Consider the following 13,833-nt stretch of genomic DNA (forward strand, 5'->3'; position numbering starts at 1 on the left):
CACGGCGCGGCGGAGGAAGGGCGAGTCAGCAGGACGGGCGACACACGCAGCCCGCGTAGCGGACGAGGTCCATATGGACCCTCCGCCACAGGCGCACATCGGTGCCGGTCATGTTCCGGAGTACACCACGCGGACCGACAGCGGTCAATTGATGTCCGCCGTGCGATCGGAGTGCGCGGCGGTTGGGACCGCGCCGCCCCGCACCGCGTCCGCCGCCGCGTAGAGCTCCTGGGGCCGCACTCCGCCGAACGTCGCCACGAGATGACCGTCCGGCCTGATCAGCAGGACGGTGTGGGCCGAAGCCCCCGGATAGCACTCCGTCACCAGCAGTTCGCTCTTCACCGGCAGTGCGTCGACCGCCGTGGCGAGACGCGGCATGACACCCGCGGTCTTCCAGTGCCGCCGGTCCCACACCCCGGTGCCGGGGGCCACCAGCACCACGAGCAGGTTCCCCAGGCCCAGCCGCTCGCGCAGCCGTACGGTCGTGCCGTCGGGCGCCGTCACCCGCACATCGATGACCGGTGCGCCGGGGGGCGTGCCCACGGATGTGTGCGCCTCGGCATGCGCGGGCGCAAGGGGCGAGTGCGAGTACGAAGGGGGTGCGCCGAGGCGGCCGCGGCCCAGATGCGCGTCCGCGAGCAGCGAGTCGTACCCCCGCGCGCTCCCCGGGACGAGGGTTCGCAGGCCCCCGCCGCCGCGCAGTATCGGCAGCCACTGGTCAGCGGCCCGCAACCGCGAGGCGACCGCGGCCCGCCGTTCCGCCTGGTAGCTGTCGAGCAGCACGTCCGAGGCGCCGTGGTGCCAGGCCAGGGCGAGTTTCCAGGCGAGGTTCTCGGCGTCCCGCAGTCCCTCGTCGAGCCCCTGGGTGCCCAGCGCCCCCAGCAGATGGGCGGCGTCCCCGGCGAGGAAGGCCCGATCGGCCCGCCAGCGCAGGGCGAGCCGGTGGTGCAGCGTGTACACGCCGGTGTCCAGCAGTTCGTACGGCGGCGTCTCGCCGCACCATCCCGCCAGAGTGTCCCGGATCCGGGTGATCAGGGCGTCCGGGGTGACGAGTTCGCCGCGCGGCGGCAGCAGCCAGTCCAGCCGCCAGACGCCGTCCGGCAGCGGACGCGCGGCCACCTCGGCGCCGCCGGAGCGCCACGGCGGCAGTCGGTGCAGCACGGCCTGCCGCGGCCACGGCAGTTCGGTGCGCAGCGCGGCGACGGCATGCCGCTCCACCGCAGTGCGCCCCGGGAAGCGGATGTCGAGCAGCTTGCGCACGGTGGACCTGGCGCCGTCGCAGCCCACCAGGTAACTCCCGCGCCACCATGTGGCGTTCGGCTCCCTGGTGCGCGCCGTGATGCCCGTGGTGTCCTGCTCCAGCGTGTCGATCCGGCTGCACGGAACCACCCGCACGAGTTCTTGCGCGGTCACTGCCTTCCGCAGGCCCCGGGTGAGGGCGTGCTGCGGCAGGTGGACGGGGGAGCACAGTGGCGGATCGCCGTCGGAGACGTCCTCGCCCAGGTGTTCGCCTCCGTCGAGAGCCAGTTCACGCACCACCTGCTTGCGCCGCACGGAGCGCCATCCGGACCACCGCGCCCCCTCGTGCCGCAGCGCCGTGCAGCCCAGCCGTTCCACCAGGTCCGCGGTGTCCTCGCGCAGCACCACGGTCCGGGCGGGGCGCGTCTCGTCCCCGTCCGGGTCCTCGTCGAGGAGGACGGACGGGACCTCCTGCGCGGCGAGGGCGAGCGACAACGCCAGGCCGACGGGCCCCGCGCCGACGACGATCACCGGGTCCACGGGGCGGCTCCTCGAATGCGTACGGGCGGCGTCGTCGCCGTCGCTCGCACCGTCACCGACGACGCGGGTGAAAGGAGCGAACGGCCCGCAGACGGTCCGGAGGACGGAGGAGGCGTGGCGGCGGGAGAAGGGGGCGCGATCACAGAACGTATGCAACATACTGCCGGTGCCCGCGTCAAGCGACACCGGACGGCGGCGAGGGGGTGGTGGCCGATCGGCCACCACCCCCTCGGGCAGTGAGGCGATGCGCCGTCGGACGGCGCAACCGCCTTCGATGACGAGCGCCGGCTCACCGACGGTCTCCGATGCGCCCCCCCGGGCGTCACGGTCGGCGATGGCCTCTTTGCAAAGGAAGTTGATTCAGCTTCCCGCGTTCTGCGGCGTCAACCCGGCGTCGTGTACGGCGTTGTCGCTTCGACCCGGCGTCTCCACGGCCCCGGTGCTTCCTCGCGGTTCCCGGGGGCAGGGACGCCATGCTCGACCGGGCGGCCGGTGGCACGAACCTCGCGGACGGCCTGCTCGCGGAGACCGTCCAGGTGTTCGCATGGTGCCGGCGACCGGTCCGGGTTCTCCTTCGAGCCGGGAGCACGAGCCCGGCTTCGGGAGCTCCTGGAATCCGGGAGCGGCTCAGTCCCCGGTCCTGCCCTCCGCGGGCGACTTCACCGGACCGGAATCACCGGGAACGGCCGGGTCGTTGCCCGGTGCGGCGGCCGCGGCAACTGCGGCGCCGGTCCTGCTGTTCCGTCCCCGCCGTTCGATCCATGTGGCGAGCGCCGAGAGCAGAAGACACATGCCGACATAGATGGAGCCGATGACGATGATGGTCGAGACATAGGGGTACTGGCCGTTGACCTGGGTGTTGGAGGCGATCAGACGGGCGGTCTGAAGCAGCTCCGGATACAGGATGATGAATCCCAGCGAGGTGTCCTTGAGGGTGACCACGAGCTGGCTGATGATCGTGGGCAGCATCGCCCGAACGGCCTGCGGCATGAGCACGCTGACCATCACTTGGGTCTTGCTCATGCCCAGGGCGTACGCGGCTTCGCTCTGCCCCCTGGGCACTGAGTTGATGCCGGCGCGCAACACCTCTGCCTGGACGCAGCCGTTGTAGACCGACAGGCCGACTGCCAACGCCCACATCGAGTAGTCGGTGAGGAAGCCGACCCAGATGGCGTAGATGGTGATCAGCAGCGGGATCGAGCGGAACACTTCGATGAAGGTGGTGGCCAGCCACCGGACCGGCTTGTGGTCCGAGAGGCGGCCGACGGCGAGGAGCACGCCGAGGATCAGCGAGCCGAGTGCGGCCAGGCCGAAGGCCTTCAGAGTGGCGAGTGTGGCGTCGGCGATGTTCTGCCGGATACCCGCGTAGTTGAAGATGTCCCACATCTCGGGGGCCAGATGCCCCTTCTCGGACAACCGGAAGAAGCTGAGCGCGAGCAGGGCCAGGATGGCGAAGGAACCGACGACCGCGTAGATCCGGTTGCGTACGACAGCCTTCGGACCTGGGGTGTCGTAGAGCACGCTGGCGCTCATCGGGCGACCTCCATGCGACGTTCGATCAGCCAGAACAGGCCGCTGATGGCAAAGGTGACGACCAGATAACCAAGAGCCACCCAGATGAAGACGGGGGTGATGGCGTACCCCCGGTCACTCATGAGCTTCTGCCAGCCGAACAACTCCGTGACACTGAAGGCCCCAGCGATTGCGGAGTTCTTGGTGAGCGCGATGAAAATGCTGCTCAGCGGTGGGATGACAGTCCGCGTGGCCTGCGGAAGCACCACGATCCGCAGCGTCTGGGAGAACGTCATCCCGATGGAGCGAGCGGCCTCGGCCTGCCCCAGCGGAACGGTGCTGATGCCCGAGCGGACTGCTTCGCACACGAACGACGAGGTGTAGAAGCCGAGCGCCAGCGAGCCGAGCACGAACGGGCTCATACCGGGGAAGAAGATCTCCGGTACGACGAAGAAGGAGACCAGGAAGAGGAGGGTCAGGGGGGTGTTGCGCAGGAGCGTCACCCACGCGGTGCCGAAGTACCGCAGTGGTGGCACCGGCGAAACCCTGAATCCGGCGATGATGACGCCGAGCACCAGCGCGATGACCAGGCTGACTGCGGTGATCGATACGGTTCCTATGAAGCCGTCGCGGAACTCTGGGTAGTTATCGAATAGTACGTTCATGGAATCTCCGCGTCGGCAGGCGGCGGCATGGGGACAGGGAGGAAGGGGCGTCCCGTACGCGCTCCGGGAGAGCGCGTACGAGACACATCAGTCGACTGGTCGGTCAGTAACGTTCGATGGTCGGCGGGGCGACGTACGCCGAGCCGGACAGCCCCAGGGTGGCGTCGTAGATCTTCTGGTAGATGCCGTCCTTGACGTGGTTCTCCAGCGAGTTGTTGATGGCGTCGCGCAGCGCCTTGTCGTCCTTGTCCAGACCCACGCCGTACGGCTCCTCCGTGAACGGCTTGCCGACGACCTTGAGCTTGTCGGGGTTCTGCGCGGCGTAGCCCTTGAGGATCGAGTCGTCGGTGGTGACCGCGTCGACCTGCTTGGTCAGCAACTGCTGCACGCAGTCGGAGTACTTGGCCAGCTCGACGACCTTCGCGCCGTACTCGGGCTTCTTGATCTCCTGGAGCGGTGTGGAACCGACGATGGAGCAGACCTTCTTGTCCTTCACGGCGTCCTTGCCGGTGATGGAGGTGTCGTCCTTGCGCACGAGCAGGTCGGCGCCCGCCTTGTAGTACGGGCCGGCGAAACCGACCTGCTTCTTGCGCTCGTCGTTGATCGTGTACGTGCCGACGAAGTAGTCGACCTGCCCCTTGGAGATCGCGGTCTCACGGATGCCCGAGTCCACGGTCTTCCACTCGATCTGGTCCTTCGAGAAGCCCAGGTCGGCGGCGATCATCGTGGCGATCTCGATGTCGAATCCGGAGCGTTCCTTCGTCGCCTGGTCCTCGAACCCGAGGTAGGGCTGGTCGGCCTTGGCACCGATGATCAGCTTGCCGCGCTTCTTCGCCTCCTTGAAGGTCGGCGAGTCCAGGTCGACCCCCGTCGCGACCGTGTACTTCGGCAGCTCGGGGGCGCCCGAGGCGCCGGGCTTGGTCCCGGACGGCTTGTCGCCGGCCGAGCCCTCCTTGCCACCACAGGCGGTCGCGGTCAGGGCGAGCACGGCGATGGCCGCGACGGCGGCCGTCTTGCGGAGCTTCATGTGAACTTTCCTTATGCCGTAGGTCGTTGTCATCAGTGGTGAAGGATCTTCGAGAGGAAGTCCTTGGCCCGGTCGCTGCGCGGGTTGCTGAAGAACTGCTCGGGCGTGGCCTGTTCGATGATCTTCCCGTCCGCCATGAAGACGACCCGGTTCGCCGCCGAACGCGCGAAGCCCATCTCATGGGTGACGACGACCATCGTCATGCCGTCCCGGGCGAGCTGCTGCATGACCTCCAGCACCTCGTTGATCATCTCCGGGTCGAGCGCGGAGGTCGGCTCGTCGAAGAGGATCACCTTCGGGTCCATCGCCAACGCCCGTGCGATGGCGACGCGTTGCTGCTGGCCACCGGAGAGCTGGGCGGGGTACTTCTCGGCCTGCGTCGCCACGCCCACCCGCTCCAGCAGCGAACGGGCCTTGTCCTCGGCGGTCTTCTTGTCCGTCTTGCGGACCTTGAGCTGGCCGAGCATCACGTTCTCGAGCACCGTCTTGTGCGCGAAGAGGTTGAACGACTGGAAGACCATTCCGACATCGGCGCGCAGCCTGGCCAGCTCCCTGCCCTCCTGGGGCAGCGGCTTGCCGTCGATCGCGATGGCACCCGAGTCGATCGTCTCCAAGCGGTTGATCGTGCGGCACAGTGTGGACTTCCCGGACCCGGAAGGCCCGATGACGACCACGACCTCGCCGCGAGCGATGGTCAGGTCGATGTCCTGGAGCACATGCAGCGCGCCGAAGTGCTTGTTGACGTTGCTCAGTACGACAAGGTCGTTCGACGCGGGTCCGGCGTCCTCGGCGCCCTTGGTCACTGAAACTCCGCTCATCGGCTTCTTGCTCCGTCCTCCTCGATTGGGAAGGACCCTAGGGTGCGGTGCGACCAGCGTCATCACATCTGAGCGAGAATTGAGCATAACGATCCGGCGGCGTCCGGACACGCCCTGTGACCAGGGGTGCGGGTGGGGCGCCCCGGGCGTACCGGGTGGATAACAGATGGCCCGATGCGACGGGCGGGCTCTTGACTGGCACACCGCTCATCGGAGTGGATGCCCTGGTACGCCATGATGTGAAACACCTCCGTGCGAAGAAGTCACGAACGGGGAGTGACGAGGGGCGTACGGAACACAACACCGGGAGCACACCGGCACCGCACGCGCGTCGCGCGCCCGCGGCCATTCCGCGGCACGGCACCGCACTCACGGAAGGAGGGCGCATGAGACTGCTGCTCGTCGAGGACGACAACCACGTCGCCGCCGCGCTCTCCGCGATCCTCGCCCGGCACGGCTTCCAGGTCGTGCACGCGCGCACCGGAGAGGACGCGCTCCAGGCGCTGCTGCCCGCGGACACGGAGCCCTTCGGCGTCGTCCTCCTCGACCTCGGCCTGCCCGACCAGGACGGGTACGAGGTGTGCGGCAAGATCCGCAAACGCACGTCCACCCCGGTCATCATGGTGACGGCCCGCTCCGACGTCCGGTCGCGGATCCACGGCCTCAACCTCGGGGCCGACGACTACGTCGTCAAGCCGTACGACACCGGTGAACTCCTCGCCCGCATCCATGCCGTCAGCCGGCGCACGTCCGCGGGGGAGGACACCGTGCCCACACCGGTCGCGGCGCTGTGTCTCGGAGACGTCCGGATCGAACTGCCGACCCGGCGGGTCAGCATCGACGGTTCGGAGATCCAGCTCACCCGCAAGGAGTTCGACCTGCTCGCCCTGCTGGCCCAGCGGCCGGGCGTGGTCTTCCGCAGGGAGCAGATCATCAGCGAGGTGTGGCGCACGAGTTGGGAGGGCACGGGCCGCACGCTCGAAGTGCACGTCGCCTCCCTGCGCTCCAAGCTCGGGCTGCCCGCGCTGATCGAGACGGTGCGCGGGGTGGGCTACCGCCTCGTCGCCCCGTCCGCGTAGCGCGAGCGGTGCCGGACCGAGGCGAGTAGAGGCGGACGTCCCAGGTGCGCACACGGCTGCTTCCCCTGCTCATCGTGCTGATGGCGAGCGTGTTGCTCGCCCTCGGCTTCCCGCTGGCCGTGAGCGTGGCCAACGCCGAGCAGCAGCGCGTCGTCATCGACCGCATCGACGACGCGGCGCGGTTCGCCGCGCTCGCCCAGTTCGTCGCCGAACGCACCCCCGGCTACGAGGAGCGGCGGAACACCCTGAGGGGTGAACTCGACACATATGCCTCGGTGTACGGCATCCACGCCGGTGTCCTCTACCGCGACGACAGTGTCATGGCCAAGGCTCCGGCGGACTGGCAGCTCCCGCTGGACGGAGAGGGGCGCGAGGCGTTCAAGGAGGCGCTCCTCGGGCGTCGTAGCCATGACCCACCGCAGGTCTGGCCCTGGCAGCGCGGCAGGATCGTCATCGCCTCGCCCGTCGTCCGGGACGGCGACGTCGTCGCCGTCGTGGTCATCGACTCGCCCACGTCGGAGCTGCGTTCGCGCACTCTGCGCGGCTGGTTGATCATCGTGGCGGGCGAGTCGGTCGCCATGCTGGTGGCGGTCGGCGCCGCGATCAGGCTCACCGGCTGGGTGCTGCTGCCGGTGCGGACCCTGGACGCGGCCACGCACGACATCGCCAGCGGCCGGATGAGATCGAGGGTCGCGGCCTCCGGCGGTCCGCCCGAACTCAGGCGCCTGGCCCGCTCGTTCAACGAGATGGCCGACAACGTCGAGAGCGTGCTGGAGCAGCAGCGTGCCTTCGTCGCGGACGCCTCGCACCAACTGCGCAACCCGCTCTCCGCGCTGCTGCTGCGGATCGAACTCCTCGCGCTCGAACTCCCCGAGGGCAACGAGGAGATCGCCTCCGTGCGCACGGAGGGCAAGCGCCTCGCGCAGGTCCTGGACGACCTGCTCGACCTGGCGTTGGCCGAGCATGCCGCGGCCGACCTGCACCTCACGGACATCGGCGCGCTCACGGAGGAACGCGTCGCCTCCTGGCGGCCGGTCGCCGACGAGAGGGGGGTGCGGCTGCGGGTGGACGGTACGGCGGCCGTGACGGCCTGGGCGGATCCCATCGCACTGTCCAGCGTGCTCGACGCCGTCATCGACAACGCGCTGAAATTCACGCCCGTCGACGAGGAGGTCCTCGTCACGGTCGGATCGGAACGCGACGACGTCACGGTCGTCGTCGCCGACCGCGGCCCCGGTCTCACCCCGCAGGAGCTGGAGCGCGTCGGGGACCGGTTCTGGCGCAGCACACAGCACCAGAACGTGCAGGGATCGGGGCTCGGACTCTCCATCTCCAAGGCGCTGCTGGCCGCCGGCGGAGGCTCGCTCGCCTACGCGGCCAACGAACCGCACGGGCTGCGCGTGACGGTGACGGTGCCGCGCAACGGCCCGCAGGGCTGAGCCGCGGGGCGCCCGCGTCGTACGCGGCCCACGGGGGCCGGGGCGGCGCGGCACCGACCCGCACCGCCCCCGACGCTGCCGCGGATCGCCGGTCACCTCGGAGAGCGCCGGTCACCACCGGGACCACGGGCCACCGTGGAGATCGTCGATCGCCTCGGCAACCGCCCATCACGTGGCGGAGCACCGACGGCGCCGCGGAGCATGCATCACACCGTGGAGCAGGGATCACGTCGTGGTCCGCAGGGCCGCGTCCGCGGCACCCGGCCTGCGCCGCGGACTGCGGATCACGGCTTGACCGAGCGGTAGTAGCGCTTGGCCCCCTCGTGCAGGGGCAGCGGATCGGTGTAGATCGCGGTACGCAGATCCACCAGCTGGGCCGCGTGCACCTCGCGCCCGATCCGGTCCCGGCTGTCGATCACGGTCCGGGTGAACGCCTCGGTCGTCGACGGGTCCGTACGGTCGGCGGTCACCAGCACGTTGGCGATCGCCACCGTCGGCACCGCCTGCCCCTGCTGTGCGTAGCGGTAGGCGTCGGCGGGCATCACGGCCGACCGGTAGTGGCGGGCGGAGCCGCCCGCGGCCTGAAGCTCCTTGACCAGCGGCGCCTCCAGGGGCACCAGCCGGATCGGGAAGCGGTCCGACAGTTCCTGCACGGCCGAGGTGGGCAGTCCGCCCGACCAGAAGAAGGCGTCGAGCCGGCCGTTCTCCAATTCCTTCGGCATGGTGTCGATGCCGTTGGGCACCGGTGTCACGTCGTCGACCGGATCCAGCCCGGCGGCCGCCATCACGCGGTCGGCGACCAGCCGTACACCCGACCCCTGCTGCCCCACCCCGACGCGCCTGCCGCGCAGGTCCGAGACCCGGCGCACCGCCGAGTCCCGGGGCACCACCAGCTGGATGTAGTCGTCGTACAACCGCACACAGCCCCGCAGCCGGTCGGCGCCCGGACCGCGGTCGCGCAGATAGGTGGCGAGGGCGTCGGCGGTGGCGATGGTGAAGTCGGCCCGGCCGGTCGCCACCCGCGCGATGTTCTGCTGGGAGCCCTCGCTGGTCTGCAGCCGTATCGACACCCGCGGCAGATCCCTGGCGAGATCACCCATCAGCCGCTCGCCGTAGCGCTGGTACACCCCGCTGGGCACGCCGGTGCTGAACGTCAGAGTCCCGCTCGGCACCGGTTTCCCGAGCGACAGCAACCACCACAGCAGCAGCCCGAGCACGACGACGAGAACGACGCCCGCCCGAAGGGCGCGCCGGCGGCCGATACGGGACAGTGCCTGGAGCATGGCGGCGATCCTGCCAGCCCGTCCCGGCGTTGACCAGGGGATCCGCGGTCCGGCCCGGCTTCGGCCACGGGTGTGCCGCCGGCCGGCTCCGGCGCCCCTCCAGGGGGCGCCGTCGGCCCGTCCCCGCGGCGACCGGGGCCGGGGCCTCCGGAGCGGGAGCCGCTTCCGGGAGCGCCTACCCTTGAGGGATGACCAGCAGCAGCGACCGGAGCCCCGCAGTGGACGTCCAAGCACCCAAGAGCTACGAAATCCGCACCTACGGGTGCCAGATGAACGTCCACGACTCCGAGCGGTTGTCCGGTCTGCTGGAGGAGGCGGGCTACGTACGCGCCGCGGAGGATTCCGACGGGGACGCCGACGTCGTCGTCTTCAACACGTGTGCGGTGCGGGAGAACGCCGACAACAAGCTCTACGGCAACCTCGGCCATCTCGCCCCGATGAAGACGAAGCGCCCCGGCATGCAGATCGCCGTCGGCGGCTGTCTGGCCCAGAAGGACCGGTCGACCATCCTGGAGCGGGCCCCCTGGGTGGACGTCGTCTTCGGTACGCACAACATCGGCAAGCTGCCGGTGCTGCTGGAGCGCTCCCGGGTCCAGCGGGAGGCGCAGATCGAGATCGCCGAGTCTCTGGAGGCGTTCCCCTCCACGCTCCCCACCCGCCGTGAGTCCGCCTACGCGGCCTGGGTCTCCATCTCCGTCGGCTGCAACAACACCTGCACCTTCTGCATCGTCCCGGCGCTGCGCGGCAAGGAGAAGGACCGTCGCACCGGCGACATCCTCGCCGAGATCGAGGCACTGGTCACCGAGGGCGTCTCGGAGATCACCCTGCTCGGTCAGAACGTGAACGCGTACGGCTCCGACATCGGCGACCAGGAGGCGTTCTCCAAGCTGCTGCGCGCCTGCGGGAGGATCGAGGGCCTGGAGCGGGTCCGCTTCACCTCGCCGCACCCGCGTGACTTCACGGACGACGTGATCGCGGCCATGGCGGAGACGCCCAATGTGATGCCCCAGCTGCACATGCCGCTGCAGTCCGGCTCGGACACCGTGCTCAGGGCGATGCGCCGCTCGTACCGTCAGGAGCGCTTCCTCGGCATCATCGAGAAGGTGCGCGCCGCGATGCCGGACGCCGCCATCTCCACCGACATCATCGTGGGCTTCCCCGGCGAGACCGAGGAGGACTTCGAACAGACCCTGCACGTGGTCCGTGAGGCGCGCTTCGCCAACGCCTTCACCTTCCAGTACTCCAAGCGCCCCGGGACCCCCGCCGCCGAGATGGAGGGGCAGATCCCCAAGGAAGTCGTGCAGGAGCGTTACATGCGTCTGGCCGCCCTCCAGGAGGAGATCTCCTGGGAGGAGAACAAGAAGCAGGTCGGACGGACGCTGGAGATCATGGTCGCGGAGGGCGAGGGCCGCAAGGACGGCGCCACGCACCGCCTCTCCGGCCGTGCCCCCGACAACCGCCTGGTCCACTTCACCAAGCCCGACGAGGAGGTGCGCCCGGGCGACGTGGTGACCGTGGAGGTCACGTACGCGGCCCCGCACCACCTGCTCGCCGAGGGAGCCGCGGTGGCCGTGCGGCGGACCCGGGCCGGGGACGCCTGGGAGAAGCGCAACACCGCCGAGGCCGCCAAGCCGACCGGGGTGATGCTGGGACTGCCCGGCATCGGCGCCCCGGCCCCGCTGCCCGCACCGGCGGCTCCCGGCTGCGGCTGCGACTGAGCGACCGCGGCGGCCGACCGGTCGGGTCGCAGCGGCCAAGCAGTACGCTGCCGACCATGCTTGTCGCCGCCGCTGTCTGCCCCTGTCCGCCTCTGCTGGTACCCGAGATCGCCGCCGGTGCCGCGCCCGAACTCGACGCGGTGCGGGAAGCCTGCGCCGACGCCCTGGACGTGCTCGCCACCGCACGGCCCGATCTGCTGATCGTGGTCGGGCCCGCGGCCCACGCGGGCCGCGGCCCGCACTCCGAAGGGGCCACCGCCACCTTCCGGGGGTTCGGCGTCGACCTCGGCGTACGGCTGGGGCGCGGCCCGGGACCGGTGGCGGCGGCGGACCGTTCGCTTCCGCCATCCCTGGCCGTCGGGGCCTGGCTGCTCGCCCAGGCGCGTTGGAAGGCCGCCCCGGTCGAGGGCCTGGGCGTGGGCGAGCCCTTGGAGACGGAGCGGTGCGTGGCCACCGGGCGGGACCTCGCCGCCAGGGCCGACCGGGTGGCCCTGCTGGTGATGGGCGACGGCAGCGCCTGCCGCACGCTCAAGGCCCCCGGCTATCTGGACGAACGCGCCGAGGCCTTCGACGCCGCCGCCGCACGGGCCCTCGGCGCGGCCGACCCGGCCGCGCTGATCGCCCTGGACGAGTCGCTGGCGCACGAACTGATGGCGGCGGGCCGGGCCCCCTGGCAGGTCCTCGCGGGCGCGGCCGAAGGTGCGGACCTGAGCGGTCGGCTGCTGTACGAGGACGCCCCCTACGGCGTGGGCTACATGGTCGCCGCCTGGTCCTGACCGTCGCGCGCCCGGCCCATGCTCCCGGCCGGAGAGCCGGAGCACACCCGCGCCCGGACACGACAACGGCCCGGAGAGCCGCGATGCGGCCGCGTACCAACGACCCGGCCCGCCTGACGAGGATCCGGTGCGCCGCGTACACGCGGCGGACGGCCGCGCGCCCCCGTCACCGCACGGCCGTCCGCCTGCTCGATCCGCCCGGCTCTCCCGACCGGCCGGAGGTCACCGACCGCCGCGTGTCACGACGTGGGCGGTGTGTTCGGGGGTGGGCTCGGCGGCGTGCGGTCGTCGTGTTTGTGGGACAGGCGCTCGACCGCTTCCTTGGCCTTCTTCGCGCCGGACTCGATCTTGTCGCTGTACTTGCCCTTGGTCTTTTCGTCGACCGTCCGTGCCGCCTTGTCGAGCCCCTGGTCGATCTTGCCCTCGTGCTGATGCGCGAGTTCGCCGACCTTGTCCCTGGCGGGGCTGAGCTTCGCCTTCAATGTGTCCAGGAAACCCATCGGGCACCGTCCCTGCTGGAAGAAACCACCTGTCCGGGGCCCTGTCCCGACTCGCGGCCGGCCACTTCACCCGCAGGCGCCGCGACCGAACCGCAAACCATGGGAAACGCCCCTATTCACATATAAATTCTACTTGTGCGGCCAAGATTTCGCGCCGTTTGTCACGGCAGGGCCGGTGCGCGCTCCGTCGTGCGGACCGGGGCCTCCCGCTCGTTCGGGAACACGGCGGGAGGTTTGCGAGACTGGGGCGGTGACAAGCTCTGCTCCCGCCCCGCGGGTCATCACCGTCGTCGGCCCCACCGCTGCCGGAAAGTCCGATCTGGGGGTGTTCCTCGCTCAGCGGCTCGGCGGCGAGGTGGTCAACGCCGACTCCATGCAGCTCTACCGGGGGATGGACATCGGTACCGCGAAGCTGACGCTCCGCGAGCGCGGTGACGTTCCGCACCACCTGCTGGACATCTGGGACGTCACCGAGACCGCGAGCGTCGCCGAGTACCAGCGGCTGGCCCGCGCGGAGATCGACCGGCTGCTCGCCGCGGGCCGCACCCCCGTCCTGGTCGGCGGCTCCGGCCTCTACGTGAAGGGCGCCGTCGACGCCCTGGAGTTCCCCGGCACGGATCCGGGTGTACGGGCCAGGCTGGAGGAGGAGCTGGCCGAGCTCGGCTCCGGGGTCCTGCACGCCAGGCTCGCCGTCGCCGACCCCGACGCGGGGCGCGCCATCCTGCCGAGCAACGGCCGCCGGATCGTCCGGGCCCTTGAGGTCATCGAGATCACCGGCAAGCCCTTCACGGCCAACCTGCCGGGTAACGATGCGGTGTACGACACCGTCCAGATCGGCGTCGACGTGGCACGCCCGGAGCTCGACGAACGCATCGCCCTGAGGGTCGACCGGATGTGGGAGGCCGGACTCGTCGACGAGGTGCGTGCGCTGGAGGCGCGGGGGCTGCGCGACGGGCTGACCGCCGCCAGGGCCCTCGGCTATCAGCAGGTGCTGGCCGCCCTGGCCGGGGACTGTACGGAGGAGGAGGCCCGTGCCGAGACGATCCGCGCGACCAAGCGGTTCGCACGCCGTCAGGACTCGTGGTTCCGCCGCGACCCCCGGGTCCACTGGCTGAGCGGCGGCACGGAAGACCGCGGGGAACTCCCGCACCGGGCTCTGGCGTTGGTCGAACGAGCGGTTACAGCCTGATCACGTGATGGCATCGGGAAGCACCGCCCGTCATTCCGGCCCCTCGGG

13 protein-coding genes are annotated in these 13,833 nt (G+C 70.4%); 5 read left to right on the forward strand and 8 right to left on the reverse strand.

All coding sequences use genetic code 11. The features are described 5' to 3' along the window. Positions 1 to 25: 25 nt before the first annotated feature. The 6 genes from ACIHCL_RS11430 to ACIHCL_RS11455 all read right to left on the reverse strand — a co-directional run bounded on the left by ACIHCL_RS11430 (position 26) and on the right by ACIHCL_RS11455 (position 5,801). Complete coding sequence (locus tag ACIHCL_RS11430; RefSeq protein WP_360027292.1) at positions 26 to 112, reverse strand: putative leader peptide; 87 nt, start codon at positions 110 to 112, stop codon at positions 26 to 28. A 32-nt stretch (positions 113 to 144) separates the two neighbouring features. Beyond that, on the reverse strand, positions 145 to 1,779 hold the full coding sequence (locus tag ACIHCL_RS11435) for an FAD-dependent monooxygenase (RefSeq protein ID WP_399859905.1): 1,635 nt from the start codon (positions 1,777 to 1,779) through the stop codon (positions 145 to 147). Positions 1,780 to 2,406: 627 nt separating this feature from the next. Beyond that, positions 2,407 to 3,312 (reverse strand): amino acid ABC transporter permease, encoded by a 906-nt coding sequence (locus tag ACIHCL_RS11440; protein ID WP_399859907.1) that lies wholly within the window; start codon positions 3,310 to 3,312, stop codon positions 2,407 to 2,409. Further along, positions 3,309 to 3,956 (reverse strand): amino acid ABC transporter permease, encoded by a 648-nt coding sequence (locus ACIHCL_RS11445; protein WP_399859910.1) that lies wholly within the window; start codon positions 3,954 to 3,956, stop codon positions 3,309 to 3,311. Before ACIHCL_RS11445 ends, ACIHCL_RS11440 begins: the two co-directional genes overlap by 4 nt. Positions 3,957 to 4,059: 103 nt before the next feature. Then, the gene (locus ACIHCL_RS11450; protein WP_399859913.1) at positions 4,060 to 4,983 is read right to left on the reverse strand and encodes a glutamate ABC transporter substrate-binding protein; all 924 of its coding nucleotides are present in this window, start codon (positions 4,981 to 4,983) and stop codon (positions 4,060 to 4,062) included. A gap of 32 nt (positions 4,984 to 5,015) precedes the next feature. Beyond that, positions 5,016 to 5,801, reverse strand: a complete 786-nt coding sequence (locus tag ACIHCL_RS11455; RefSeq protein ID WP_399859917.1) for an amino acid ABC transporter ATP-binding protein — start codon at positions 5,799 to 5,801, stop codon at positions 5,016 to 5,018. Between the two features lie 386 nt (positions 5,802 to 6,187). On the opposite strand from ACIHCL_RS11455, the gene ACIHCL_RS11460 reads away from it, so the two are divergent. Continuing rightward, positions 6,188 to 6,880, forward strand: a complete 693-nt coding sequence (locus ACIHCL_RS11460; protein ID WP_399859920.1) for a response regulator transcription factor — start codon at positions 6,188 to 6,190, stop codon at positions 6,878 to 6,880. Between the two features lie 44 nt (positions 6,881 to 6,924). Then, complete coding sequence (locus ACIHCL_RS11465) at positions 6,925 to 8,319, forward strand: sensor histidine kinase (protein WP_399859923.1); 1,395 nt, start codon at positions 6,925 to 6,927, stop codon at positions 8,317 to 8,319. Positions 8,320 to 8,603: 284 nt separating this feature from the next. Here the strand turns inward: ACIHCL_RS11465 and ACIHCL_RS11470 are convergent, their stop codons facing one another. Further along, entirely contained in the window at positions 8,604 to 9,602 is a 999-nt protein-coding gene (locus ACIHCL_RS11470; protein WP_399859926.1) for a TAXI family TRAP transporter solute-binding subunit, read from the reverse strand. 188 nt (positions 9,603 to 9,790) lie between these two features. Here ACIHCL_RS11470 and miaB point away from each other — a divergent pair, with 188 nt between their 5' ends. Together miaB and ACIHCL_RS11480 are read left to right on the forward strand one after the other, a co-directional pair. Then, a complete protein-coding gene (gene miaB / locus ACIHCL_RS11475; RefSeq protein WP_399859929.1) occupies positions 9,791 to 11,320 on the forward strand; it encodes a tRNA (N6-isopentenyl adenosine(37)-C2)-methylthiotransferase MiaB in 1,530 nt (509 codons plus the stop codon). A 56-nt stretch (positions 11,321 to 11,376) separates the two neighbouring features. Further along, positions 11,377 to 12,096: a class III extradiol dioxygenase subunit B-like domain-containing protein gene (locus ACIHCL_RS11480; protein ID WP_399859932.1), complete on the forward strand. Its 720-nt coding sequence runs from the start codon at positions 11,377 to 11,379 to the stop codon at positions 12,094 to 12,096. A 239-nt stretch (positions 12,097 to 12,335) separates the two neighbouring features. On the opposite strand, the gene ACIHCL_RS11485 is transcribed toward ACIHCL_RS11480, so the two are convergent. Beyond that, positions 12,336 to 12,596: an antitoxin gene (locus tag ACIHCL_RS11485; protein WP_399859935.1), complete on the reverse strand. Its 261-nt coding sequence runs from the start codon at positions 12,594 to 12,596 to the stop codon at positions 12,336 to 12,338. Between the two features lie 250 nt (positions 12,597 to 12,846). On the opposite strand from ACIHCL_RS11485, the gene miaA reads away from it, so the two are divergent. Next, entirely contained in the window at positions 12,847 to 13,785 is a 939-nt protein-coding gene (miaA, locus tag ACIHCL_RS11490) for a tRNA (adenosine(37)-N6)-dimethylallyltransferase MiaA (RefSeq protein ID WP_399859937.1), read from the forward strand. The last annotated feature ends 48 nt before the right edge of the window (positions 13,786 to 13,833 follow it).

The organism is Streptomyces sp. NPDC052042 (assembly GCF_044548345.1).
Taxonomy (GTDB): Bacteria; Actinomycetota; Actinomycetes; order Streptomycetales; family Streptomycetaceae; genus Streptomyces.